Annotated in this window: 18 protein-coding genes; 7 read left to right on the top strand and 11 right to left on the bottom strand. The window is 59.7% G+C overall.

Going from position 1 to position 26345, the window contains the following annotated elements:
* Positions 1–637: 637 nt before the first annotated feature.
* From H9X86_RS05930 to rpmH, 11 genes are all read right to left on the bottom strand, one after another.
* Entirely contained in the window at positions 638–7783 is a 7146-nt protein-coding gene (locus tag H9X86_RS05930; RefSeq protein WP_204900647.1) for a glycoside hydrolase family 2 TIM barrel-domain containing protein, read from the bottom strand.
* Positions 7784–8053: 270 nt separating this feature from the next.
* On the bottom strand, positions 8054–8689 hold the full coding sequence (locus H9X86_RS05935) for an HAD family hydrolase (protein ID WP_204900648.1): 636 nt from the start codon (positions 8687–8689) through the stop codon (positions 8054–8056).
* Positions 8690–8933: 244 nt separating this feature from the next.
* Complete coding sequence (locus tag H9X86_RS12735; protein WP_204900649.1) at positions 8934–10193, bottom strand: PSP1 domain-containing protein; 1260 nt, start codon at positions 10191–10193, stop codon at positions 8934–8936.
* A 41-nt stretch (positions 10194–10234) separates the two neighbouring features.
* Complete coding sequence (locus H9X86_RS05945; RefSeq protein WP_204900650.1) at positions 10235–10981, bottom strand: DNA polymerase III delta subunit-related protein; 747 nt, start codon at positions 10979–10981, stop codon at positions 10235–10237.
* Positions 10981–11304 carry a cyclic-di-AMP receptor gene (locus H9X86_RS05950; protein ID WP_204900651.1) on the bottom strand — a complete coding sequence of 108 codons (324 nt, stop codon included), beginning with the start codon at positions 11302–11304 and terminating at the stop codon, positions 10981–10983. Before H9X86_RS05950 ends, H9X86_RS05945 begins: the two co-directional genes overlap by 1 nt.
* Before the next feature lie 22 nt (positions 11305–11326).
* The gene (locus tag H9X86_RS05955; protein ID WP_243416861.1) at positions 11327–12604 is read right to left on the bottom strand and encodes an aminotransferase class I/II-fold pyridoxal phosphate-dependent enzyme; all 1278 of its coding nucleotides are present in this window, start codon (positions 12602–12604) and stop codon (positions 11327–11329) included.
* Between the two features lie 801 nt (positions 12605–13405).
* Positions 13406–14158, bottom strand: a complete 753-nt coding sequence (gene jag, locus H9X86_RS05960) for an RNA-binding cell elongation regulator Jag/EloR (RefSeq protein ID WP_204900652.1) — start codon at positions 14156–14158, stop codon at positions 13406–13408.
* 17 nt (positions 14159–14175) lie between these two features.
* Positions 14176–15477, bottom strand: coding sequence for a YidC/Oxa1 family membrane protein insertase (locus H9X86_RS05965; RefSeq protein ID WP_204900653.1), 1302 nt, complete (start codon positions 15475–15477; stop codon positions 14176–14178).
* Between the two features lie 3 nt (positions 15478–15480).
* Positions 15481–15726, bottom strand: coding sequence for a membrane protein insertion efficiency factor YidD (yidD, locus tag H9X86_RS05970; RefSeq protein ID WP_204900654.1), 246 nt, complete (start codon positions 15724–15726; stop codon positions 15481–15483).
* Between the two features lie 4 nt (positions 15727–15730).
* On the bottom strand, positions 15731–16069 hold the full coding sequence (gene rnpA / locus H9X86_RS05975; protein WP_204900655.1) for a ribonuclease P protein component: 339 nt from the start codon (positions 16067–16069) through the stop codon (positions 15731–15733).
* A gap of 308 nt (positions 16070–16377) precedes the next feature.
* Complete coding sequence (gene rpmH / locus H9X86_RS05980) at positions 16378–16512, bottom strand: 50S ribosomal protein L34 (protein ID WP_204900656.1); 135 nt, start codon at positions 16510–16512, stop codon at positions 16378–16380.
* Between the two features lie 594 nt (positions 16513–17106).
* Here rpmH and dnaA point away from each other — a divergent pair.
* The 7 genes from dnaA to gyrA all read left to right on the top strand — a co-directional run bounded on the left by dnaA (position 17107) and on the right by gyrA (position 26322).
* A complete protein-coding gene (gene dnaA, locus H9X86_RS05985) occupies positions 17107–18423 on the top strand; it encodes a chromosomal replication initiator protein DnaA (protein WP_204900657.1) in 1317 nt (438 codons plus the stop codon).
* 274 nt (positions 18424–18697) lie between these two features.
* Complete coding sequence (gene dnaN / locus H9X86_RS05990) at positions 18698–19816, top strand: DNA polymerase III subunit beta (RefSeq protein WP_204900658.1); 1119 nt, start codon at positions 18698–18700, stop codon at positions 19814–19816.
* 193 nt (positions 19817–20009) lie between these two features.
* On the top strand, positions 20010–20225 hold the full coding sequence (locus tag H9X86_RS05995; protein WP_204900659.1) for an RNA-binding S4 domain-containing protein: 216 nt from the start codon (positions 20010–20012) through the stop codon (positions 20223–20225).
* Positions 20222–21331, top strand: coding sequence for a DNA replication/repair protein RecF (gene recF / locus H9X86_RS06000; protein ID WP_204900660.1), 1110 nt, complete (start codon positions 20222–20224; stop codon positions 21329–21331). The genes H9X86_RS05995 and recF overlap by 4 nt, the downstream gene beginning before the upstream one ends.
* 5 nt (positions 21332–21336) lie before the next feature.
* Positions 21337–21621 (top strand): extracellular matrix regulator RemB, encoded by a 285-nt coding sequence (remB, locus tag H9X86_RS06005; protein WP_204900661.1) that lies wholly within the window; start codon positions 21337–21339, stop codon positions 21619–21621.
* Between the two features lie 203 nt (positions 21622–21824).
* Positions 21825–23768 carry a DNA topoisomerase (ATP-hydrolyzing) subunit B gene (gene gyrB, locus H9X86_RS06010; RefSeq protein ID WP_204900662.1) on the top strand — a complete coding sequence of 648 codons (1944 nt, stop codon included), beginning with the start codon at positions 21825–21827 and terminating at the stop codon, positions 23766–23768.
* 13 nt (positions 23769–23781) lie between these two features.
* Positions 23782–26322 carry a DNA gyrase subunit A gene (gyrA, locus tag H9X86_RS06015; RefSeq protein ID WP_204900663.1) on the top strand — a complete coding sequence of 847 codons (2541 nt, stop codon included), beginning with the start codon at positions 23782–23784 and terminating at the stop codon, positions 26320–26322.
* The last annotated feature ends 23 nt before the right edge of the window (positions 26323–26345 follow it).

The raw sequence follows: 26345 nt of genomic DNA on the forward strand, positions 1-26345 counted from the left end.
TCAGACGACCCACGGCCCGAAAAATCTCCTGCTGTTCCTGGTGATGCCAGCACACCAAGTTTTCATGGCAGCTGGCCCTACGGCTGGGCGGTTTCCCTGTCCGGGCCTTTCCCTGGCGTTGCGGCTGTTCCCAGCCGCCGATGCCCCGGCCCCCGGCAGCCGCAAGCGGCTGCACCCCACCGGGGTCAGGCTCTGGTGGGGAAGCTGTGCATGGCTTGTCTAGCTGTGTACTATGCCAGGAGCAGCCGCTTTCCTGGATCGGCACCAGACCAGAGCCAGCCATAGACTTGACGCATGTCCAGCCCCGTACCCCAAGGGGGGTACTTAGGGGGGAACGCCCTAAGCGATTCTTTCCCCAATTTCTCATCGGGGAGAAAGTCACCCTGCGGAGCAAACCAAAGCCAAAGGGATTGCCAGACAATCGTTGAAAAGCAAAGGCAAAAACACCCTGGGGAGCAAATAAGGCCAGCGGGTGCTACCAGAGAATTGGCGAGAGGACAATCCCCCAGCGGGTAGCGTCCCCGGGCTGGCAAGCCTGCACCTCGCCATCATCCTTCCGCCACAGCCCATAAAAGGCACCCCCAGGCCGGAATTTCCGGCCTGGGGGCTTTTTCGTTCTCCGTATATGGCTTAGGTCTTAGCCCTTGCGCTTGCGGGACACCACCACGGCGCCGCACAGCAGGCTCATGGACACTGCCATGGCTGCCACGTACAGCAGCATCTGGTTGGCATCGCCGGTGGGAGGCACTTTGCCGTCCTCGTCCACTGCCACGTTGGCCAGCACATAGGTGCTGAAGTGCTCCAGGTTGGCGGTGACGGTGCGGGCGTCCTTATCCACGGTGATGGCGATTTCCTCGGTGGTCTTGCCGTCGTCAGACACATAGAACAGCTTCAGGTTGTCCACAGACAGGTTCTCAGGGATGGCGAAGGTCATCTGTACCTTGCCGCTGGGCTGAACAGGCTTGCCGTTCAGGGTGGCGGTGATGTCCAGAATGGCGGTGTTCTTCATGTCATCCACCAGGTTCTTCAGGGCTTCCTTCACGGTGTCGTAGATCTTGCCCTGGGTGACACTCTCCACGGTGATCACGGTGTTTGCCTCAAACACCTTGTCGGCGTTGCCCACGGTGATCCGGTTATCGGTATTGTTGTCCAGAATCACGTCTCCACCGGTGACAGGGGCGGAGGGCTCGGGGTCTACGGGAGTGGAGGGCTGGGGATCCACACTGGTGGTGGGATCAGGATCCACACTGGTGGTGGGATCAGGATCAGGATTCACGCTGGTGGTGGGATCGGGATCGGGATTCTCGGTGGGAGGCACGTAGTTGGGATCCTTGGCACCGCAGTTGGTGCACACGCCATCCACATAGTGGTGGCCGGTGGCCTTGATAACCTCTTGCTCCACAAGGATCTCACCGCACACGGAGCACTTCACGCCGTCGGTGAGGCCGTCCTGAGTACAGGTGGCGGCCTTGCCGGGGATGGTCTCCTGGGTGTGTCCGGTGGCAGGAATGTCCTGCACATCCAAAGTGTCGGTATAGGTCTCCTCACCGAACTTCACGGTGGCGGTGTAGGTGGTGGTACCCATCTGGGTACAGGTGGCCTCTTCCTTCACCTTGGCGGTGACGGCTGCATCCATCTCCAGCTTATTGTCACAGGCGCAGGTAAACACAGCAGTGGCGGTCTTTCCATCCTTGCTGAAGGTGAAGGTGGGCTCGCCATAGGTGTGGGTGTGGGCGTCCTTTTCAAAGACGGCAGTGACAGTGACGTTCTTGGCAGGCATGGTGAAGGTGTTACCCGTGATCCCCACGGTCTCGTCGTCCACCTTCCACTCCTTGAAGTGCCAGCCCTCAGCAGCCTGCTGGAACAGGGTCACAGTGTCCCCGGCAGCGGCGGAGGTGGGATAGGCGGAGGCAGTGCCCTGGCCTTCCTTGTTCACCGTGATGCTGTACTCCTCCGGCTGGACGATGTCGCCGTTCTTGGTGATGACGATGAAGCTGACCAGCATGTCGTTGTTGTCATTGTCGGTGGCCTTGGGGCTCATCTTCAGCTTCACACTGCCCGCCTCGGTCAAAGTCATCTCCAGCTGGGCATACTGGCCGTTCTGGACGTTCAGGTTCTTGTCCACAGTGGCCAGCTGCTGATCGTCCTGGAGCAGCTCAATGGTGGCGTTGCGCTGATACTGGGTCTGATACCAGATGTTCTTGTAGCCCACATACACCTGATAGGTGCCGGCCTCCAGGCCATCGAACTGGTAGACCAGGGGCTTTCCATGACCGCTGTTCTCCTTAGAAGATGCGGTCATGTTGCGGATGGTGGAATAGATGTCGGTGCCGTAGTCCTCGTGGGTCTCAACCTCGGCCTCGGGGTTGGTGCAGCCCCAGCCGCTCTCCTGGGTATAGGCCTGGTCGGGGGTGGTGTTGCGCAGGGTGGCGGAGTTGTACTTGAGAATGTTGGCCACCGCATCGGTAAAGGCGGAAGCGCCGGCATCCACAAAGTAGACCACGTTGCCGGGCACCACAGCCACGGTGGTGGACACGTCATGGCCGGCCACGGTGCCGGTGAGGGGCAGAGTGCAAACCTCGGTGGCAGCGTTGATGGCATTCACCTGGGCCTGGTTCCAGGTCACTTGGGCGTCGGACTGTTCATCGCCCTGAATCACCCGCAGGGTGGCAGGGGGCGTGAAGGTCTGGCCCAGATAGTGATGGTCGGGCAGGTTGTCCAACACCTCGAAGTAGTTGGGATCGGTGCCGAAGTGGGCAGTGACCACCACGTCACGGGCGGGCATGGTGTCCATCAAAGCGGGGTTGCGGTAGGCGTCGGTGATGTGGGCGTCCTCGCCGTCGGTGGCCCAGTGGTCAAACACCTTGCCCTCAGGAATGTCGGCAAAGAAGGTCACAGAGGAACCCACCTTGTACATCTGAGAGGTGATGGTGCCCTCCTCGTCCAGGGAGCCGCCCACCACGGTGACGGTGTAGCCGTCCATATAGTTGGCGGTGACGGTGACGTTTTCGTCGGGCATGACGAAGGTGGTATTCTCGCTGTAAGCATCCTCAAAGGTGACGTTCTTGCTGGTGCTGGACCAGTGGTCGAACATCTTGTTCTCGGGAGCCTCGCCAGCCTCCAGAGTGATGGTCTGACCCACATACACCTGCTTCTCACTGGTTCCGGAGCCCAGGTTCAGGGTCAGGGTGCGCTGGCTGCCCTCAGTGATGGTAAAAGCCTTCTCAATGGCATCGCCGGTGAAAGCGCCGCAGAAGTTGATGGTGAGCTTACCAGTGCCCACAGCCTCGTTGTCGGCATACTCCACGGTGTAGTCCAAGCCACGGATGAGGGTCTGCTCACCCAGCTTTACCACGGGGTCGGGGCGGACTTCCTCACCCTTGTAGGTGTAGCTGTCCTCCAGGGTGACGGTGACGTTGCTGGTGTCAATGGTGGTGGCGCCGGTGACCCGGAACTCAGCGCCGGAGCCCCAGGCGTTGACGGTGTCACCGTAGGTGCTGCGAGGCACCACCAGAATGGACCGGACAGTGGCCACGCTGCCAAAGGAAGTGGTCTTCCAATTCGTATTCTTTGCCCAGCTGCCCGTGGCCACCTTGGTCCAGCCATCGCTGCTGGGATCGCCAGAGAGCTGATCCACCGTCTTGGAGCTGACATAAATGTCATGGTCACCAAAGGTGCCGTTGTAGCTGGGCTTGCCACCGTTCGTGTCCTGCCGGGGCAGATAGCGGATGCCGTTGATGGCAGTCTCCGCATCCAGCTCCACCATGAACCACAGCTTGTTCAAGGGGGTGGCTTTCCAGTTGGAGTGCCAGATGCTGCTCTCGTCGCCGTCAATGAGGTTGGAGCCGGGCTGGTCGTTGTGGTTGTTGTCCACCTTGACCTTGGAGAGGACGGAGCGGTCCAGCTCCTTGCCCTCACGGCCCAGTTTCACCACATAGTTGAACTCCTGGCCGTAGTTGTTGGCGGCAGTCACGGTGAGGGTGCCGTCCTCGTTGAAGGTGTAGGTGTAGTTCTCGGTGCCCTCCACGGTGACGGAGGTGATGGACTCGTTGGCAGCCAGGGTGTAGCTGGACCCGGTCTCGCTGCCCACGTCAAAGCCAGCCACTTCCTCGCCGTTGATGCTGATGGAGGTGATGGGGTAGGTGGAGGTGGGAACCTCGAAGCCCTCATTGCCCTTTTTCATCAGCTCAGTGGGATCCTTGGTGCTGACAGGGGAGATGCGGTAGGAGTAAGAATAGGTCTGGTTGGTGGGGAAGAAGTACCCATTCAGGGGCTTGTGGCCCATGAATGCGGTGTCGCTGACACCGTTCTGGTGCAGGTCCAGGTTCCACACAATGTCCTCACCCTGAGGAATCTGGTTGGGATGCCGATAGGTGGAGCTGTTGTAGGAGCCGGAGTTCATCTCCTCGGCGGTGTAGTGGGCCACGGAGCTCTCCAGCAGCTGATCGTCGCTGGTGACCATCAGGCCCACACCCTGTTCGTTGGTCAGGGCAGTCCAGCGGATGTCGGTGCGGTTGCCGTTGTCCTGGGGCTTGAGCATCTTCTTGCCGACCCAGGTGGAGTCCGCGCCCATGGCATCGTTGGGGTCGTACACGGTGGAGGTGTACACACCCACGGTGGAGCCGCTCTGGCGGTCCACATAGTTCTCGTCGGGGCCGCGGCCATAGTAGGTCAGGGTGTCATACTCCCCGCTGATGAGCATCCGGCCACCGATCTTAGGCAGACCGTTGGGGGCGAAGTTGCTGGTGGGAATAAACTGGCTCAAGACCACGATTTCGCCATTACCGTAGATCTGGTAGGCCATCAGGGCATCGGCATCCACCTTCATGGAGCCGCTCATGGCCATGAGCACCTGGTTGTCCGCCTTGGTAACTGCCACGTTCAGACCGGACAGGTTCTCCGCGGCGCCTGCGTTTTTCAGGTTGGAGTCCTTCTGCACAGTGGTGTCGTTGTAGGTCTCGGCACGGTACAGGCTCTGCTCAGGGCCCTGGGTCATGACCACGTTGCCATCAAGCTTGTAGGACTTGATGACACCATTTTTGGTGTCCAGGGTGATCTCAAACTTCTGGCCGTTGTCGGTGGTGCCGGTGAGGATCAGCTCGCTGCCCACTTGCCGGACAGACTGGAAGTCCTTGTCGGGAGCCTGGGTATCAGCGGCGGCACCGGCATCGGTGACATCCAGCTGGAACTGCTCATAGGCCACCTCATGGCCGGCCTTGGCCCAGTTGGTGTCCTTCTTCAAGGTCACAGAGAAGTCCAGCAGGTAGTCCCGGCCCTCCACCGCCTCAAACTGGGGCAGGGAGATGGTGACATCCTGGACGTGATCGCCGCTCATCAGGCTCTTGCCGTCCATGTTGGGGGTGTTCAGCTCCAGAGTGCCGCTGCCCAGGGTCTTGACCCCGTCCTCGGTGAGCTTCCAGGTGATGTTAAAGGCAGACAGGCTAGTGTTCTCGTATTCGTTGACCACCTTGACGGTAATCTCCCTGCCGGAGGTCACATCCAGGTTGTCCATGTAGAAGCTCACCTGCTGGTGTACCTTCTTGGCCTCGGTCATTTTGGGGGAGGGGGTGCGGTCGGCAAAGACCAAGCCGTTGCCGCAGAAGGCGTTGTCGTTGGCGGTCTTGTCGATCCAGTCGCCGCCATAGCCCCAGAACTCATCGTAGGTACCGTCCGAATTCTGCCGCACCGTGCGGATGGACTGGTCGATGTAGTCCCAGATAAAGCCGCCCTGGACATTGTCTTTCTCGCGGATGACATCCCAGTGCTCCAAGGCGTTGCCGTAGGCCTGGCCCATGGCGTGGTTGTACTCGGAGTGAACGTAGGGCATTTTCCCGTTGTAGTTGGCCACATTGCTGGGCAGGCTATACTGGGTGGAGTGGATATCCACAATGTTTGCTTTGCGCACATTTACGCTCCAGGGGTCGGCGCCAGCGGCCTTCTCATAGGAGTGCTGATAGCCGTCGCTCTCCCGCTCGTACTTGCGCAGACGGTCGGGGTCACGCTTGAGCAGGTACATAGAGGCGACCCAGAAGCAGTAGTTCTCATTCAGAGGCGCCCAGCTGTAGGTGGCCTCATTGCCCAGGGACCACATGATGACGCTGGGGTTGTTCTTGTACATCTCCAGGTTGGTGGCCACACGGTCCAGCACCGGAGCCACCCATTCGGGCATACCAGAGTTATTCTTGCCGGTGGGCACCTTGTCCCCGTTGGAGGCGGCGGCGTGGCTCTCCACGTTGGCCTCGGCGCACACATACAGGCCCAGCTCATCGGCCAGGTCGTACAGGGCCTTGTCGTTGGGGTAGTGAGCGGTACGAATGGCGTTGAGGTTGTTTTCCTTCATGACGGTCAAATCGGTGAGGTAGTCCTCAAAGGTGAGGGCATGTCCCGTCTCCAGATCAGTGTCGTGGCGGTTGACGCCCCGCAGCACCACCTGCCGCCCGGTGATCTGCATCTGCTCGTGGCCCTGATTGTCGATGTTCACCTTGTAGATCTCCCGGAAGCCGATGCGCTCCACCACTGCCTCCATCACAGTGCCGTCAGCCTTCTTCAGCTCCAGCACCAGAGAGTACAGGTTGGGGGTGTCGGGGAACCACTTGGCGGGGTTCCGCACCTCCATGGTGCTGGTGACGGTCCTGCCTGCATCGGCCAGCTTGACGGCATAGTCGGTGCTGGCCGCATCCAGGGTCACGGTCTGGTTGTCCGCCGTGGCCACAGGGGTGCCATCATCGTCCACAATGCGGGCGGAAATGGTGTATTCACCCTGGGCTTTGTTGAACAGGGCACGCACGTCGGTCTCCACCGTGACGGTGACGTCGCTGTCCTCACTGGTGCGGTCGTCAAACTTGGTCTTCACAAAGAAGTCCCGGATCTCCGCCTCATCCTTGGAGTACAGGTACACATCCCGGTAGATGCCGCTCTGGCGGATGAAGTCCTGGTTCTCCAGCCAGCTGCCGATGGACCAGCGGAACACCTTCAAAGCGATGGTGTTCTCCCCGCTCTCATTCAGATAGGGGGTGATGTTGAAATCGTGGGCGGTGAAGGAGTCGGTGGAATAGCCCACCTTTTGTCCGTTGACATAGAGATAGTAAGCAGACTCCACACTTTGGAAGGAGATAAAGACCTCCCGTCCGTCCCAGCTATCGGGCAGGGTAAAGCTGGTGCGGTAGTAGCCCACGGGGTTGTACTTGGTGGGGGCAGTGGGGTCGGTGTAGGTGTCGCTCTCAAAGTTGTTGAACCAGGGAAGGACCGTGTTTGTGTAGATGGGCTCGTCAAAGTACTTAAAGGTGCCGTCCTCATTGCGGTAGGTCTGCCAGGCCTGGGGCACATACTCCTTCTGGAAGGCGTCCCCGGTGTAGTCCTTGGCCAGGTAGGTGGCATCCACCTTGGCCGCCTCAGCAGGATTTTCCACCAGGGCGAAGTCCCACTTTCTGTCGGAGAGCAGCATGTAATAATCCGACGTCTCAGGGCCTACCTTGTCCAGCACGGATTTCTCCGCGGCCAGGGCGGTTTCGGCATCCTGATAGGAGATAAACTGGCTCTTGGCCCGCTCCCGGTTGATGCCGATGACCTCGCTGTCATCGTACCACTCGTCTCCGGTAAACTTGGCCTCTCCGTTTTCAAAGGCAATGCTGCTGGTAAAATGCGTTTCCCGGGTGCCCAGCACACCGTCGTAGACACCGGTGTCCGTGCCGTTGTTGCTGGCCGCCATGGCTGGGATCACCAAGCCGGCCGTCAGCGCCGTCGCCAGGGTCAAAGCCACTGTGCGCTTCCACACTGGTTTCATGTTCTACATCCTCCCTTTCCTTTGTCCAGGGTCCTAAGCGGTTTATACAAAAATTTGTCCGGGCGGACAACCGCCATTTTTACCATCATACCAAACAACTTGTCCTTTATCAAGGAAATATTTATATATTTTAACTTCATATCCTCCAAAAATCTCCTGTCATTTTTGTGGTTTCATCCAATTTCGCCGGATTGATATGAATTTTTCATAAAAATTACCGGGAATGGGACTGTAAAGTGTCCCATTCCCGGTTATACATGTATAGAAAAATCAGCGGCTCTCAAACAGCTCCAGCAGCTGACCGGGGGTGTACAGCACATAGGCAGCACTGTCCGCCCGGCCCTGCTCCACGCCGTTCCATTTGGCATAGGCAAAGTCCATCCCGGCAGACTGGGCTGCCTGGGCATCCGAGGGGGTATCACCCACGTAGAGAGCCTGGTCTGTGGTCAGTCCCAGGCGCTTCAGGCACTCCAGCAGGGGGGCGGGGTTTGGCTTGTGGAGGGTGGTGTCCTCCTCCAGCACCGCCGTCTCCATGTACCGATCCAGGCCGTTGCCCACCATGTCAATGTGATACTGGGCCCGGTTTTTGGAGGACACCGCCGCCTGGCGTACCCCCTGAGCCTGGAGGGCGTCCAGCACCTGCTCCACCCCTTCATAGGGGGTGGCCCCCTCCTCATACTCATTGACATAGCGCACCCACCGCCGGTAGACCTGCTGGGGGTTTTGGATGCCCAGTTCCTCCATGGTTTTCATGCCCGGATAGGCCATGAACTTGATGACATCTTTCAGCGCCCAGTCCTCTCCCAATTCCTCCTTGATAATCCGAATCAGAGGGTACATATTCATGTTGATGGTGTTGAGCAGGGTGCCGTCAATGTCATAGAGCACCCCTTGGTAGGTTTTCATAGGCTCCTCCTTGTGAAAAAGGTGCAGTCTTACGGCTGCACCTTTTGAATGAAGAATGAATAGTGAAGAATGAAGAATGCAAGCACTCCAGTCTCTGCAACGCCCAAAGCCTCCCTCAGGGAGGGAGATGGGCCGACGTAAGTCGGCTCGGAGGGAGCCAAAGAGCATGGCCCTCAAGTCTCTGCAACCATCAAAATCCGTGCCGCAAAGCGGCACACCACAATGATTCATGATTCATTCTTAATTATTCATTATTTTGTGGCTTTCTCCGGCGGTGATGGGGCCGGCTGCGCCGGCGCTTCTCCCCGCCGCCCTCACCGCTCTGGGTGGGCTGGCTGGGCTTGACATTGGGCTGCTTGGGCTGCTGCTGCTTTTGCTCCTTGCCCCCCTTGGGCTGGTTCTGCTGGGGCTTTTGACCCTTATTCTGCCGCTTTTGCTGCTGGGACTGAGGGGCAGACTGCTTGCCCTTGTCCGGCTGGGCGGCGGGCTGCCCCTCCTTTTTCCCGCTGCCACGGCGGCGGCGAGAGCGGGAGGACTTGCGCTCCTCCTCCTGGTTCACCGCCATATACTGCTCCAGCAGCGCCGCCAGGCTGGAGCCTTTGCTCAGGCTGTTCTCCTCCTGGATGGGCGTGCAGCGCAGCTTCTCCAGCTCCTCCTTGGGGGGAGCCACATAGTTCTCCGGCCGCTTGCCCTTGCCCGAGCGCACCACCCGGATCTCGGTGGTACGGTAGGTCTTAGGCTGCTCGGTGGAGTCCTCCAGGCGCACCTTCACCTGCTCCCGCAGCAGATTCACGGCGGTGACGTTGCCCACTCCGTCGGGACACTCCACAAAGGAGTCCTGCTTGGGGCAGCGCTTCACCGCATCCTCATAGGCATCCTGCTCGTATTTCAGGCAGCACATCAGCCGCCCGCAGGTGCCGGAGATCTTGGTGGGATTCAAAGACAGGTTCTGGGTCTTGGCCATCTTGATGGACACAGGCTGGAACTCGTCCAGGAACTGGTGGCAGCAAAAGGGCTTACCGCAGATGCCCAGGCCGCCCAGCATCCTGGCCTCGTCCCGCACGCCGATTTGACGCAGTTCAATGCGGGAGCGGAAGATGCCCGCCAGATCCTTTACCAAGGCCCGGAAATCCACCCGGCCCTCGGAGGTGAAAAAGAAGATGATCTTGCTGCCGTCGAAGCTGTACTCCACTTCCACCAGCTTCATGTCCAGGCCGTGGCGCTCCACCAGCTGCTGGCAGACCTTCATGGCCTCCTTTTCCTTGCGGTGGTTGTCCTGCACCTGCTTTTCATCCTTGGCGGTGGCAATGCGCACCACCGGGCGCAGGGGCTGCACCACGGCATCGTCCCGCACCATGGCGTTGGACCGGGAGCAGATGCCGTACTCCACACCTTTCCCCGTCTCCACGATGACCCCCACTCCCTGAGGGACGGTAAGACCGTTGGGGTCAAAATAATACTGTTTTCCGCCCTCTTTGAAGCGGACCGAAATAATCTCTGTCATGGATGTTCCTCCGTATATATCTCAGCCCCCCAGGGGCCGTTTCAGCCAAACAGGCGGGCGCACACCCACCCCAGCATATGGCCCACGCCGGGGTTGTACACGCCGTTTTCCCGGCACTGCTTCAAAATCTCCAGCACCCGGGCACCCCGCCGGGGCTGGGCGGTGAGCTGTCCGGCCACACACCCCTCGGTGAGGGACAAAAGCTCCAGCAGTTGGGCACTCTTGGCCTTTTCCAGCTCCAAAGCAGTCAAACCCCTGGCCACCTCCAGCTCGCTGCCACACAGCAGCAGCTGGGCCAGCTGCTCTGCCTTTTCCAGCTGCTTGGGGTCGGGCTGGAGCTGCTGTGGGGGCAATGCCAGGGTCTCGCACCGGGAGCGCACCGTCTCCAGCAGCAGCCCTGGCTGCTCACACAGCAAAAGAAAGGCCCCGTAGGCAGGGCCATCCTCCAGGCTTTTCAGCAGCGCATTCTGGGCCGCCGGATTCAGGGCATCGGCGGGGGAGATGATGTACACCTTCCGTGCGCCCTCATTGGGGGTGACATAGAGATCGGCCCGGAGAGCCCGGGCCTGATCCACACTGATCTCCCGCTTGTCCGCACCGGGCCCCACCCACTGCACATCGGGGTGGATGCCTGCATCCACCTTGCGGCAGTGGCGGCACACCCCGCAGGGTGCGGGGTGCCCGGTACACAGGTAGGCCGAGGCCATGCGGCGGGCCAGTTCTTTTCGACTGTCCTCACTGCCTCCGGTGATGAGGTAGGCGTGGGAGAGGGACTGGGGCAGCTCCATCACAGCCGCTCAAACCGCTCCACATCCACCACAAACACGGTGGCGCCACCCACGGTGACCTCCACCGGCATGGTGGGGATATAGCCGTAGGTCATCTCAGAGGCGGTGGGGATCATCTGCTTGCGGCTGTGGGAGTACTCCCGGATAATATCCATCACTGCCTGAACCTTCTCGTCCTCCACGCCAATGAGCAGCGTCACGTTGCCCGCCATCAAAAAGCCGCCGGTGGTGGACAGACGGGTGGACGAAAACCCGTTCTTGGACAGATTCTGGGTCACGGTACCCACATCGTCATGGTTGATGATAGCAATGATCAGTTTCATAGAATCTCCCCCTTGCTTTGCGTCAACAGTCATTGACCACTTTGATACTATCCATATTATATCCTATTTGCTCTAAATAGGCCAGATGTTTTTTGTCCACTTTTTCGCCGGGAGCCACCACCGGGATCCCCGGGGGGTAGGGAGCCAGCTGGCAGGCGCACACTTGCCCCACCGCCTCCTCCCAGGCCACCTCCTGGGTGGGGGCAAACAGGGCCTGCCTGGGACGCATCACCTGAGGCGGAGGCGGCGGGGGAGGGGGCAGCGGAGTGCCCGTCCCCAGGGGGATGCCCTCCAGGGCGGAGAGCAAGGCTGTGGCTGTGTCCGGCCCGTCGGCACAGGTGAAGATCAGCACCACATGGCCGCTGTCCGCCATCTCATAGTAGATGCCCCGCTCCATCAGCGTGCGGGCCACCTGGTGCCCATCATCGCAGCGCAGCACCAGACGGGTGGGGTCCAGCTCCACCTCACCAGGTGTGAGAGCCGGGAGGCGGCGGCGCAAGTTTTCCACAATCTTGGCGGTTTCTGTGTAAGCTCGCCGCCCTTCTCCCTCCAGGTAGTCCCGGGCCACATCCAGCCCCGCCATGAGCACATAGTTGGGGGAGGAGGAGCCGGTGAGGCTGGCCACCCGGCGCAGGTCCGCCCCCTCATATCCCCGGGCCAGCAGCAGGGCCGTCTGCCCCGGGGCGGGGAGGGTCTTGTGGGCGGACACCACCACCACGTCGGCACTCTGGTAGCCCGTGTAACCCAAAAAAGGCAGGTGTGCCCCATGGGCCCCGTCCACCATCAGCTTGGCCCCGTGGCGGTGACAAACGGCAGCAATGGCGGGGATATCCGACAACACACCGTAATAAGTCGGCGATATTATACATACAGTTTTTACTTTTTGGTGCTGTTCCAGGGCATTGAACACAGAGCGGTGACTGCCCCGATCCAGCAGCACCTCACTGCCCACCCCGGCAGTGAGGGCCAGCCCGGCCTGGATGCCCTGGGTGGAGCCGCCAGTGAGGAACAGGCAGGTGTCCATACCAGTGGCCTTGGCCCACAGCTGCTGGGCCTGCTGGATGGGATCATCCTCTTCGGGGTCGAAGAGGTCGCCGGTGGCGGGGTGCTCGGTGACATCCAAATGGGCCGGCCAGAACTCCAGCCCAGGGGCGGGGGAGCCGTGGTGGCCGGGCATGTCCAAGCGCTGGAGGGGCTGGTGGGACAGCTCCACCAGGCGGTCATAGAGGGGGGTGGGCATAGGCTCCACATCCTTTCGTAAACCTGTGGAAATGCCCTCTTTCAGTTCAAACCTGGGCAAATCCATAAACTTTTCGTATTTTACACTTATTATATTACACTTTGTATTTGAATAACATCATTTTATTTCTGGGGGATGGGTGGGGTTGGGGGGCTAATCCTTTTCCCCAGCCATGGCATGGCCTTGCCAGTCTGGCACAGAGCGCTCCGCTGGGGTCTATGTTTGCCCGGCCAAAAATAGACGAAAAAGCCGCCTAGGGCGTTCCCCCCTAGGTACCCCCCTTGAATAGCTGACTGGCATTGCGTCCCATATCCACGGCCCGGAACATCTCCTGCTGTTCCTGGTTATGCCACCACCCCAGGCCACCATGGCAGCTGGCCCTAGAGCCTGGGTAGTTCCCTGGTCCGGGCCTTCTCCCGGTGTAGCGGCTGTTCCCAGCCGCCGAAACCCAGGCAGCCCACAGCACGGGACCGCTGCACCCCACCAGGCCCTCAAGCCTGGAGGCAGGGGCCTCCGCCCGGCCGCAGTCGGCCGGGGTGCACCACAGGTAGGGCCGAAAACAGGAGAACGGAGCACCCCCCAGCAGCTATGGAGTGGGGGAGAGCACCATTTCCTCCCTGGCATGGTAACCGCCCTTCGGCCCGTCCTGGAAAGCAACTCCTCACAGCATGGGAAAGCGGGGTGGATTCCACAAGGCGGGGGAAGGCCCCGCCTTTGGTGGGTCTTTGGTGACTTTCTGCCCAATCAGAAAGTCACCCCAGCGGAGCGTCACCAGGCTGGCAAGTCTGCTCTTGATGGCAGCACAAGTGCAACAATGGCCTGCCGTGGATTTCCACAGCAGGCCATGAAGTTGTTGATCTCTCAGCGCTTTTGGGGATCGTAGGCCACAACGGTGCGGCGGTTGGGCTCAGTGCCGGTGGAGAAGGTGCTCACACCGGCCACGTCCTGCAAAGCGGCGTGAATGACGTGCCGCTCGTAGGCGTTCATGGCCTCCAGGGTAATGTTGCGGCGGTACTTGACCACCTTGGCGGCAGTCTTGTGGGCCAGACGCTGGAGGGCCTCCTCCCGGCGGGCACGATACCCCTCCGCATCCACATGGATGCGATAGCGGTGGCTGCGGCCCCGGTTGACCACATAGCCGGTGAGCTGCTGAATGGCGTCCAGGGTCTCGCCCCGGTGGCCAATGAGAGCGCCCATGTTCTCGCCCTCCAGCACCACCTGGTAGGTGTCCCCGTCCCGGGTGATCCGGGAGCTGGCCTCCACACCCATCTGGGCAAACAGGCCGGACTGGAAGCGGACAATGGCCTGGGCCACCTCGTCGTCCACAACTTCCTCCACGGGTGTGGAAGTTTCCTCAGCCTCCTGCTCAGGCTCCTCCGCCTTGGCGGGAGCGGCGGGGGCAACAGGGGCGGCAGCCTCCACAACCTCTTCCTCGTCGGGGGCCTCGTAGGTGAGCTTCACCTTGGCAGGCACCGAACCGATGCCCAAAAACCCGGTCTTGCCCCGCTCCAAAATCTCCAGAGACACATCGTCCCGATCCAGACCCAGCTGGGCCAGACCCTTGGCAATGGCCTCGTCCTCGTTCTTGCCTGTGACTTCAATAAACTTCAGCACGATGGTGCACTCCTCTCTCAGTCCTTGGGATCCTGCTCTTCGCTTTCGGGGGCGTAGGCCTCCTCATAGTCTCCGGCCTGCTCCTGCTCCTGGGCCTGCACAGGCTCCTCAGGGGTGGACACAGGGGGAATCACCGGGGTCTCCGGCTGCTGGGCCACCGTCTCCTCCGGCTCCACATCCTCTTCCACCGTCTGGCGGGTGGGGTTGGGATCCACATAGGGAGTGATGGGATAGCGGTTGGGGTCGTAGCTGCGGCCCAGGGCATAGGGGCGATCCCCTCTCTGGCTGGCAGTGACGTCCACGCCCTTGCCCTTCTTTTCCTTGTGCTGGACCTTCTTGCCCTTATTGGCGGCCATGGCCTGAGCCTTACGCTGAGCGGCCTGACGGCGGCGCTCCTTCTCTTCCTCCTTGGCCTTGGCAGCCCGGGCCTCCATCTCACGCTGGGCAGCCTCATAGTCCTTCTTCAGGATCTTGCCGCAGATGACTTCCTGCACCATCATGAACAGAGAGTTGGAGATCCAGTACAGACACAGACCCGCAGGCATGGTAAAGCCGATCCACAGAGAGATCAGGGGGCTGATGATCATCATGGAACGCATGCTGCCGTTGGTGTCCTGGTTGGCGTTCATCTTATTGGTGCGCTGGGACACCATCATGGACAGCAGGGACAGACACGCAGAGATGATAGGCAGCAAAAACAGGCCCACAGCACTGGGGGTGATGCCGCCCTGCCAAAAGTTTAGGCTGGGGATCTGGGACAAATCCAGCCCCAGGAAGTTGAAGTTGATGACGAACAGGCCGCCGGCGGACAGACCCGCTGCGGTGACAGCCTCCTTGGCGGTGGACAGGTTGCCAGCATTCAACTGAGCGGCCAGAGTCAACTCGCCAAAGCCGGAGCCAGCCTGGAAGCCAGCCACACCCAGTGCGCTGGCCACAGCGGTGGTGCCTGCATCGGTCAGACCCATCAGGTACTTCAAGGGCCGGCGGATGATGGCATACAGAGGCATCAGGATCAGCAGAGGCACCATGGACCAGCCACAGCCACCCATGGGGCTGACGTGGTTGTCCGCATAGAGCTTCTGGATCTCCTGGTTATAGCGCTCCCGGTCGGTGCCGCAGCGCTGTTGGATCTCCTTCATCTGGCCGCTGAGCAGATTCATCTTGATCATGCTCTTTTTGCCCTTGAGGGACAGGGGGAAGAGGATGATCTTCACCACCAGAGTAAAGAGGATCAGGGCCACGCCATAGTTGTCAAACACCTGACAGAAGGTTTTGAGCAGCCAACTAAAGGGCATGAGCACAATTTGCCAGATATCCATGTGTTACCTCCTGGACAATCGAGTTTTTTTCGGTGGAACAGGGTCGTAGATGAAGCCTTTTTCCTTGTGAAACGGATGGCAGCGCAGCACCCGCCACACCGCCAGCAGCCCACCCTTCACCGCCCCGTGTACCTCAATGGCCTCCAGGGCATAGGTGGAACAGGTGGGGATAAAGCGGCAGCAGGGTTGCCGGGCCGGAGAGATGTTTTTTCGATAAAAGCGCACCAAAAACAGCAAAACTGCCTTCATACACTTACTTCTCCATCAAATCCAGCTTGCGGCACAGGCGAAGGAAGGACTCCTCCAGCGGCCGATAGCGGCTAGAGCCTGCCCGCACCCGGGCAACCACCACCAGATCTATCCCCCGCACCAGCTCATGCTCATGCAGGCGGTAGATTTCCCGCAGGCGGCGGCGCAGCCGGTTGCGCACCACAGCATGTCCCACCTTGGTGGACACGGTGAGGCCCAGCCGATTGCTGTTGCGGCCGTTTTTCCGCACATACAGCGCCAGACGGCTGTCTGCGGCGGTATTTCCCTTGCGGTACAGGCGGCGGAAAATGTGGTTTTCCTTGATTGATACCGTGTATTTCACAAAAAAACTCCCTTCATCAGGGTGGAAACATCGGAATCCTGAAACGGCAACCTCCAGAGGTCTCCACAGGAGACGTTTCCAGCCATCCCCAAGAGCCACATGCGAGATTTTTTTCGTCCCAAAGAGGCGGGGCTTTACAGAAATACTTGGTGTATTTCAAAAAGCCGCAACGAATTTGGGGCGGAAAAGGGCCGCAAGGGGCCGCAGGGGCATGGATGAAAAGGTCTCCATATGAAGCCAGGGGCGAGGGATTTACTCCCGCGCCCCAGCCTTATTCTTATATTCCGATGTTGCCGCTGTTGCCACCATCAGTGGGTGAGACGAGCGCGGCCCTTGGCGCGGCGGCGAGCCAGAACCTTGCGACCGTCGGCAGTGGCCATGCGCTTGCGGAAACCATGGACCTTGGAGCGATGACGCTTCTTGGGCTGATAGGTACGAACCATGCGGAAACACCTCCTGTACAGATTGGCAAAGCACAGCGTGGACGCCGTGCCGCCCTCCACAACATCCCGTAGGGGATGCGGTCGGTAAAATCAATGCGCTCAATAGCGCACACGAAATTATACCCAAATCCGCCCCTTCTGTCAAGAAAAATTCCGATATTTTTTCTCCACACCCCACCAGCACAAGATATTGTGGTAATTCTTGACCTTCTTCACAACACCCGCCGTTTTTCCCCACTGTGTGGAGGTTTTGTGGAAAAATTTTTGGCTACAATATAAATAAGAATTGCCCTTTTCATATTTTTTTGCTATAATGTATGCCAAACCACAATGTACACATATTCCTTTCCCCGGTGCGTCATCCACCGGGGCTTTGACGCTTTGCGTCAAATGCCTCGGCCCACTTACCAGGGGAATGGTTTTTTGCGCGCTTACACATAGGGCCGCTCAAGCCCTATCACCGTGCCTTGAGGTGCGCCGCTACACTGCACACAGGGCGATGGATTCCATCTGTCGCTCCCCTTAGCGGCCTGTTTTTCCGCACAGGGTGTGGAAGGCTGAAATACTCTCTTGTAAGTTGAGGAGGCTCAAGCCATGAAATCGGCTGCTGACGTATGGGAAAAAGTAAAGACCCTCATGGAAAAGGATATGACCGCTGTGTCCATTGAGACCTGGTTTGGTGATGTGGAGGCGGTGGCCCTGGAGGACACCCGGCTGATCCTGTGTGTGCCCACAGAGTTTAAGCGAAACATCATCCGCACCCGGTTTCTCAAATCCGTGGAGGATGGGCTGCGGGAGCTGTTCTCCTTTGACGTGGCAGTCTCCCTGATGCTGCCGGAAGAGCGGGATCAGTACCGCAAGACCGGCCCCACCCAGCCCGGGGACCCCGCCTTCCAGGAGTACACCTTCGACCGATTCGTGGTGGGCTCCACCAACAAGTTCGCCTTTACCGCCGCTGAAAAGGTGGCCGACGAGCCTGGAGGAGCCTATAACCCCCTGTTCATCTACGGCCAGTCCGGTCTGGGCAAGACCCACCTGCTCCACGCCATTGCCAATCGGGTACGGGAAAACCACCCCGCCTACCGCATTATGTACATCAAAAGCGAGGACTTCGTCAACGAGCTCATCTCCAACCTGCGCCACGGCAACGATATGCAGGGCTTCCGGGACAAGTACCGCACCGTGGACCTCTTCTTAATGGACGACGTGCAGTTCATTGCCGGCAAGGACTCCAGCGAGGAGGAGCTGTTCCACACCTTTAATACTCTGTATGAGCAGAAAAAACAGATCGTCTTTACCTCCGACCGTCCGCCCCAGGAGATGCTGCGGCTGGAGCAGCGTCTGAAAACCCGCTTTGAGCAGGGCCTCCCCGCCGACATCCAGCCCCCGGACTACGAGACCCGTATGGCCATTCTGAAAAACAAGTCTCTGGAACGGGGCATTGTGCTGCCCGACCCGGTTTTGTCCTATGTGGCGGAGAACATCACCTCCAACGTGCGGCAAATCGAGGGCGTGGTCAACAAGATCATGGCCTTCCAGGAGCTGATGGGCGCCCAGGTGGACGTGGAAAACACCATCCGGGCTGTGCGGGACATCCTGCGGGCCAAAGAGGACTTTTTGCCCTCGGCGGAAACCATCATCCAAGAGGTGGCCCGGTTCTATGAGCTGGACAGTGATGTGCTCCGTGGCCAGAGCCAGAACAAGGAGATCGCCACCGCCCGCAACGTGGCCATGTATATTATTCGGGAAATGACCCAGCTGTCCCTGGCGGAGATCGGCCAGCAGTTCGGCGGCCGTCACCACTCCACCGTGCTCAACTCCATCAACCGGGTGGAGAAGATGATGAAGGATCAGCCCGAGCTCACCGAGATCATCCGGGACATCACCAACGCCGTGAACTCGGCCTGGTAATACGCCTTTTCCCCACTCAAAAATTCTTCCACAACTTGCACCAAGTTTTCCACAATGTTGTGGACTGTGGTGTGGAAGTGATGTGGAACGTCCCATTCACACATGGATCCGAGATGTCATGTGGAAGCTGTGTGGAAACTGGTCAGCCCCTCAAACCCCTGGGGCCGTAAGGATTGTGGAAATTTCCACAACTTCCGTAGCCCCTACTGCCTACTACGAATTTTATTAACCTTTCCTCTCTTTTTTGGCGGGGAAACGAGAAAGGACGCACACCATGAAATTCTCCTGTGAAAAAGCTCTTTTGCAATCCGCCGTTTTAATCGCCGGTCGTGTGGTAGCTGCAAAAAGTACCATTTCTGCTCTGGAAGGTATTTTAGTGGAAGCCTCCACCGATGGACTTCGCCTGTCCGGCTATAACCTGGAAACCGGGATCATTACCCAGGTAGACGCTCAAGTGTCTCAGCCTGGTTCTCTCATTTTGTCGGCAAGACTGTTTGGTGAGATCATCCGGAAGCTGCCCGACGACATGATCACCGTCTCCACCGAGGGAAATTCCGTCCACATCTCCTGTGGACCCACCTCTTTTGACATTATGGGCAGCCCCGCTGACGAATTTCCCGACCTGCCCGCCGTGGACGACGGAAGTTCCGTGACTTTGACCCAAAGCGCCCTGCGCTCCATGCTCTCCCAGGTGCTGTTCGCCGTGAGTACCAACGAGTCCCGTCCGGTGCACACCGGCGCTTTGTTTGAAGTGGAAGATTCCACATTGACTGTGGTAGCTGTGGATGGCTACCGTCTTGCCCTGCGCCGGGAAGCTTTTATCCGCAAATTCGGCATGAATACCTTCTCTTTTGTGGTGCCTGGAGCCGCTTTGACCGAAGTGGAGCGCATCTGCGGGGACAGCGACGAAGAAGTGATCGTCACCCTGGGTGACCGCCACGTCACCGTCCAGGTGGGTCAGACTCTGCTGGTTTCCCGCCGTTTGGAGGGCGAATTTCTCAATTATCGCCAGACAATCCCCCAAAACAACCCCATTTCCCTGTATGTGGACACCTCCATGCTGCAACTGTCCATCGACCGTGCCTCTCTGATTATCAACGATAAGCTGAAAAGCCCCCTGCGGTGCAAGTTCGAGGATGGCTCTCTGGCCATCTCCTCCCGCACCGCCATCGGCTCCGCCTTCGACCGCTGCCCCATCGCCGGGGACGGCCAGGGTCTGGAGATCGGCTTCAACAACCGGTATTTGATGGAAGCGGTGAAGGCCGCCCCCGCCCAGGAGGTGCGCATGGAGCTGGGCTCCCCCACCTCCCCCTGTCTGCTGCTGCCCAAGGATGGGGAGCCCGATAACTTCCTGTATATGATCCTGCCGGTGCGGCTGAAAGCGGGCGAATAAATATACACCATGGGTGTATATTTAATGAAGAATGAAGAATGCAGGCCCTGGGGCTGCCCAGCCCCTGCAAGATGCTACAGCAGTCTCGCCCATGTTAAATTTGTGCCGCCTTGCGGCACACCACAATCATTCATTATTCGTTCTTCATGATTCATTTTCTCTGGTTCATTTGGCGGTTTTAAGGAGAATTGATATGCAAAAGGATAGCATTACGATTACCACCGAGTTCATCAAACTGGACTCTCTTTTGAAGTTTGCCAACGCTGTGGCCACCGGCGGCGAGGCCAAGCAGATCGTCCAGGACGGTCTGGTGAAGGTCAACGGGGAAGTGTGCACCATGCGGGGCAAGAAAATCCGCCCCGGTGACGTGGTGGAGGTGGATGAGCAGCTGGAGCTGACGGTGGAATGACCGTCCAGCATCTCACCTTAGAGCACTTTCGCAACTACACCCACCTGGAGGCAGCGTTTCACCCTGGGGTAAATGTCATCGTGGGGGAGAACGCCCAGGGCAAGACCAATTTGTTGGAGGCCATTGGGTATCTCTCCTCGGGAGGCTCCCACCGGGCCCGGAACCACCGGGAGCTGGTGCAGTTTGGCGCACCCCGTGCCCAGGTCACCGGGCAGCTCTTCAACGGCCAGCGGGAGCTGGTGCTGGAGGCTCTGCTGCCAGTGGGCGCCCGGCGGAAGTTCACCTGCAACGGGGTGGGGCTGAAAACCCTGGGGGAGCTTTCGGGGCTGCTGCCGTCGGTGCTGTTTTGCCCTGAAGATCTCCACCTCATCCGGGAGGGGGCCGGGGTGCGGCGCCGGTTTTTGAATGACTGCATCTGTCAGCTGCGCCCCCGGTACGCCATGGCCCTATCCAACTACCGCAGGCTGTGGGAGCACAAGACCCGGATTTTGCGGGACTGCGGGGAAAAGCCATCACTGATGTATGCGCTAGACGCCTTTTCCCAGCAAATGGCGGAGTATGGGGCCATCCTGATCCACTACCGGGCCCATTTTGTCCGCAGGCTCCAGGAGACTGCCCCCGCCATCCACGCCGACTGCTCCGGGGGCGGGGAGGCGCTGGATCTCTCCTACCACACCGTGTCCACCGTTACCGACCCACTGGCCGCTCCCAAAGTGATTTTGGAGCAGCTGCTGGACCACATGGACAGCCACAAACGGGCGGAAATTCAAAGCAGAAGCTGCCTGTCCGGGCCACACAAGGACGATCTGGTGCTCAGTATCAACGGCCAGTCCGCCAAGGGCTTTGCCTCTCAGGGGCAGACCCGTACCGCCGCTCTGGCCCTGAAGCTGGCGGCCCGGGACATCATGTTCCAGGACACCGGACAGTGGCCGGTGCTGCTGCTGGACGATGTGCTCAGTGAACTGGACCGCAGGCGGCAGGAGTTTGTGCTCAACCGCATCCCCACGGGGCAGGTGTTCATCACCTGCTGTGAGGTGGAGAAGGAGGAACTTTTGGAGCAGGGGAAGGTGTTCCACATCTGCCAAGGGGCATTACAGGAGGGATAAGGGCTGTGTATTTGTATCTGGGACAAAACGTGATGATGCCCGATGAGGACATTGTGGGCATCTTCGATTTGGACAACACCACCTGGTCCCACCGCACCCGGAAGCTGTTGGACCGGGCGGAGGAGGAAGGACGGGTCATCTTCGTGGGAGAGGATCTGCCTCGCTCCTTTATCGTGTGTGAGACGGAGGAGGGGGAGGAAGTGGTATTTCTCTCCCAGTTCAACACCGCCACCCTGGCCAAGCGGGCGGCATCCAACCCCTGGACGGTGCTGGATGCCAGTGAAAAGTGAAGAATGAATCGTGAATAAGTACGGTGTGCCGCTGAAGCGGCACGGATTTTGAATAAAGTCCTGGGCGGAGGATCTGCGTAGGGGAGGGGCTTGCCCCTCCCGCAGGAAACAGGGCCATGCCAGGGACACTTTGGGCGGGGCAAGCCCCGCCCCTACAACGGAAGTTTACCTTTGAACCAACGTTTATTCGGGAGGAACTAGCAATGTCAGAACTTTTGGAACACAGCCCCACCGCCGTGGAGCACGAATACGGCGCATCGGAAATTCAGGTGCTGGAGGGGCTGGAGGCGGTGCGCAAGCGCCCGGGTATGTACATCGGCTCCACCTCGTCCTCCGGTCTCCATCACCTGGTGTATGAGATCGTGGACAACGCCATCGACGAGGCTCTGGCCGGGTACTGCGACACCATCACCGTGGAAATTTTGGATGGGGATGTGATCCGGGTCACCGATAATGGCCGCGGCATCCCCGTGGACATCCAGCCCCAGACCGGACGGCCCGCCCTGGAGGTGGTGTATACCGTCCTCCACGCCGGCGGTAAGTTCGGCGGCGGCGGCTATAAGGTCTCCGGCGGCCTCCACGGCGTGGGCGCCAGCGTGGTCAATGCCCTGTCTGAGTGGCTGGAGGTGCGGGTGCACAAAAACGGGAACATCTATGAGATGAAGTTCTCCCGGGGCAATATCACCCAGGAAATGACCATCATTGGCACCACCGACCACACCGGCACCGAGGTGGTGTTCAAGCCAGACCCGGAAATGTTCGAGGACACCGTGTATGACTACGAGATCCTCCACAAGCGGATGCGGGAGCAGGCCTTTCTCAACGCCGGCATCCACATCCTCATGGCTGACCGCCGTCAGGGCCAGGAGCAGGAGGAGTCCATGTGCTACCAGGGCGGCATCCGGGAGTTTGTCACCTTCATCAACAAGAACAAGACCGCCCTGCATGACGAGGTCATCTACATGGCAGGGTCCAAAGACGACTCCATGGCAGAGATCGCCCTGCAATACAATGACAGCTACAACGAGGTCATCGTGTCCTTCGCCAACAACGTGCACACCCCCGAGGGCGGTATGCACGAGGAGGGCTTTAAGCGTGCTCTCACCAACGTGCTCAACGCCTACGGCAAGAAGGCGGGGCTTTTGAAGGGGGACGACAAGGTCTCCGGCGAGGACTGCCGGGAGGGCCTGACCTGCGTCATTTCCGTGAAACTCACCGAGGCCCAGTTTGAGGGCCAGACCAAGGCCAAGCTGGGCAACAGCGAGATCCGCACCCTGGTCAACGCTGTGGTCTCCGACAAGCTGGAGCAGTTCTTGGAGGAGAACCCCGCCGTGGGCCGCACCATTTTGGAAAAGGCCATGATGGCCAACCGGGCCCGTGAAGCTGCCCGCCGTGCCCGGGAGAACATCCGGCGCAAAAATGCCCTGGAGGGTGCCACCCTCCCCGGCAAGCTGGCCGACTGCTATGAGCGTGACCCCGCTTTGACCGAAATTTACATCGTGGAGGGTGACTCCGCTGGCGGCTCTGCCAAGCAGGGCCGTGATTCCCGGTTCCAGGCCATTCTCCCCCTGTGGGGCAAGATGCTCAACGTGGAGAAAGCCCGGGCGGACAAGGTGTATGGCAACGACAAGCTCACCCCCGTCATCACCGCCCTGGGCGCTGGTCTGGGTGACGAGTTTGACGAGGAGAAGCTGCGCTACCACAAGGTGGTCATCATGGCGGATGCCGACGTGGACGGCGCCCACATCCGTACTCTGCTTTTGACCTTCTTCTTCCGCTTCATGCGCCCCCTCATTGACCGGGGCTATGTGTATGCCGCTGTGCCCCCCCTGTACAAGCTGACCCGGGGCAAGACCACCCGTGTGGCCTTCTCCGACCCCGAGCGTGACCAGATTTCCGCCGAGATGCGTGGGGACAACCCCAACGCCAAGGTGGATATCAGCCGCTTCAAGGGTCTGGGCGAGATGGACCCCCACGAGCTGTGGGAGACCACCATGAACCCGGAGACCCGTACCCTCAAACGCATTACCCTGGAGGATGCGGTGCGGGCCGACGAGATCTTCACTCTGCTTATGGGCGAGAAGGTGGAGCCCCGTCGGGAATACATCGAGAGAAACGCCGAAAAGGCCATGAACCTGGACTATTGAGGAGATTGCATCCATGGCAAACAAAGAAGATTACCAGAGCCGGGATATTACCTTTCCCGACCAGAAAATTGTAGAGATCAATTTGGAGCACGAGATGGAAAATGCGTACATCGAGTACGCCATGTCCGTCATCGTGGGCCGTGCCCTGCCTGACGTGCGGGACGGCTTGAAGCCGGTGCACCGCCGCATCCTCTACTCCATGTATGAAAGCGGCCTGACCAGCGATAAGCCCTTTAAGAAGTCCGCCACCTGCGTGGGCGACGTGCTGGGTAAATATCACCCCCACGGCGACGCCTCTGTGTACGACGCCATGGTGCGTCTGGCCCAGGACTTCTCCATGCGCTATCCCCTGGTGGACGGCCACGGCAACTTCGGCTCCGTGGACGGCGACCCCCCGGCCGCCTACCGTTACACCGAGGCTAGAATGTCCAAAATGTGCAACGACATGCTCCGGGACATCGACAAGGACACCGTGGACTGGGACCCCAACTTCGACGAGTCTCTGAAAGAGCCTCGGGTGCTTCCCTCCCGGTTCCCCAACCTGCTGGTCAACGGCTCCTCCGGCATCGCCGTGGGCATGACCACCAACATCCCGCCCCACAACCTGGCAGAGGTCATTGACGCCACCATCTGCGTGCTGGACAATGAACATGCCACTCTGGACGACCTGATGGAGCACATCAAAGGCCCTGACTTCCCCACTCGGGGCGTCATCATGGGTCGGGCCGGCATCCGGGCCGCCTACGCCACCGGCAAGGGCCACATCCGGGTGCGGGCGAGAACCGAGATGGAGGAGTTCGGCAACGGCCGCACCCGCATCATCGTCACCGAGCTGCCCTACCAGGTCAACAAGTCCCGGCTGGTGGAGAACATCGCCGAGCAGGTGAAGGACAAGCGTCTGGAGGGCATCTCCGGGCTGCGGGACGAGTCCGACGGCAAGAAGGGCATGCGCATTGTCATCGAGCTGAAAAAGGACGCCAACCCCCAGGTCACCCTGAATCGGCTCTTTGCCCAGACCCAGATGCAGACCACCTTCGGCGTGGTGCTGCTGGCCCTGGTGAACAACCAAAAGCAGCCTAAAATCCTCACCCTGCGCCAGATCATAGACGAGTATATTGCCTTCCAGGAGGAAGTCATCACCCGCCGCACTCAGTACGACCTGAAAAAGGCCCAGGAGCGTGCCCACCTGCTGCGTGGCCTGCTCATTGCCCAGGACAACATTGACGAGGTCATCCGCATCATCCGCTCCAGCTACGACGACGCCAAGGAGAAGCTGATGGAGCGCTTCGGCCTGGACGACGTGCAGGCCCAGGCCATTCTGGATATGCGCCTGAAGGCCCTCCAGGGCCTGGACCGGGAGAAGCTGCAGGCGGAGTTTGACGAGCTGCAGGCCCGGATCGAATATTATAACCAGCTGCTCTCCGACGAGAATATGCTGCGGGGCGTGCTGAAAGAGGAGCTCATTCAGATCCGGGACAAGTACGGCGACGAGCGCCGCACCGAGATCGGCTTTGCCGAGGACGATCTGGACATTGAAGACCTGATCGTGGAGGAGCAGTGCGTGTTCACCATGACCGCCAACGGCTACATCAAGCGCACCTCCGCCAGCGAGTACGCCGCCCAGGGTAAGGGCGGTATGGGTAAGAAGGGCATGGCCACCCGGGAGGAGGACTATGTGAACACCGTGTTCACCGCCTCCACCCACGACTGGATCCTGTTCTTCACCGATAAGGGCCGGGTGTTCCGCAAGAAGGGCTACCAGATCACCGAGGCGGGCCGCACCGCCCGGGGCACCAACATCGTCAATGTGCTCCAGGTGGACGGGGACGAGCGAGTCACCGAGATGATCCACACCCGGGACCTCACCGCCGAAGACCGCTACCTGGTGATGGTCACCCGCAACGGCACCGTCAAGCGCATTGCCGTGGAGGCCCTCCGCAACCTGCGCAACAACGGTCTGCGGGTCATCACCCTGGAGGAGGGAGATGAGCTCATCACCGTGCGGGAGACCGACGGCACGAGAAACATCCTCATCGCCACCCACGACGGTCAGGCCATCTGCTTTGATGAGAACGATGTCCGTGTCATGGGCCGCACCGCTGTGGGCGTGCGGGGCATCCGCTTGAAGGAAGGGGACTATGTGGTGGGCGCTGCCCGGGCCACCCCCGGCAAGGCGGTTCTCTCCATCACCCAGAACGGCTACGGCAAGCGCACCGCTGTGGAGGAGTACCGGATCACCAACCGTGGCGGTCTGGGCATCCGCAACTACATGGTCACCGAGAAGACCGGCCCGGTGGTGGGTATCAAGGTGGTGGACGGCAGCGAGGATCTGATCCTGGTCACCCAGTCCGGCACCCTCATCCGCACCGATGTGGACGGCATCCGTATGGCGGGCCGCTCCACCCAGGGCGTCATCGTCATGCGCTTCAAGGAGGACGGGGACGGGGTCATCGCCCTGGCCCTGGCCGACAAGGAGCCCGAGGACACCACCCCAGATACCGAGACTTCAACAGCTGTGGAAAACTCTGTGGAAGTTGTGGAAGATGAAAAATAACAAATTCTGACAAATAGAAAGAG

It is taken from the genome of Pseudoflavonifractor capillosus, assembly GCF_016902575.1.
Taxonomy (GTDB): domain Bacteria; phylum Bacillota; class Clostridia; order Oscillospirales; family Oscillospiraceae; genus Enterenecus; species Enterenecus capillosus_A.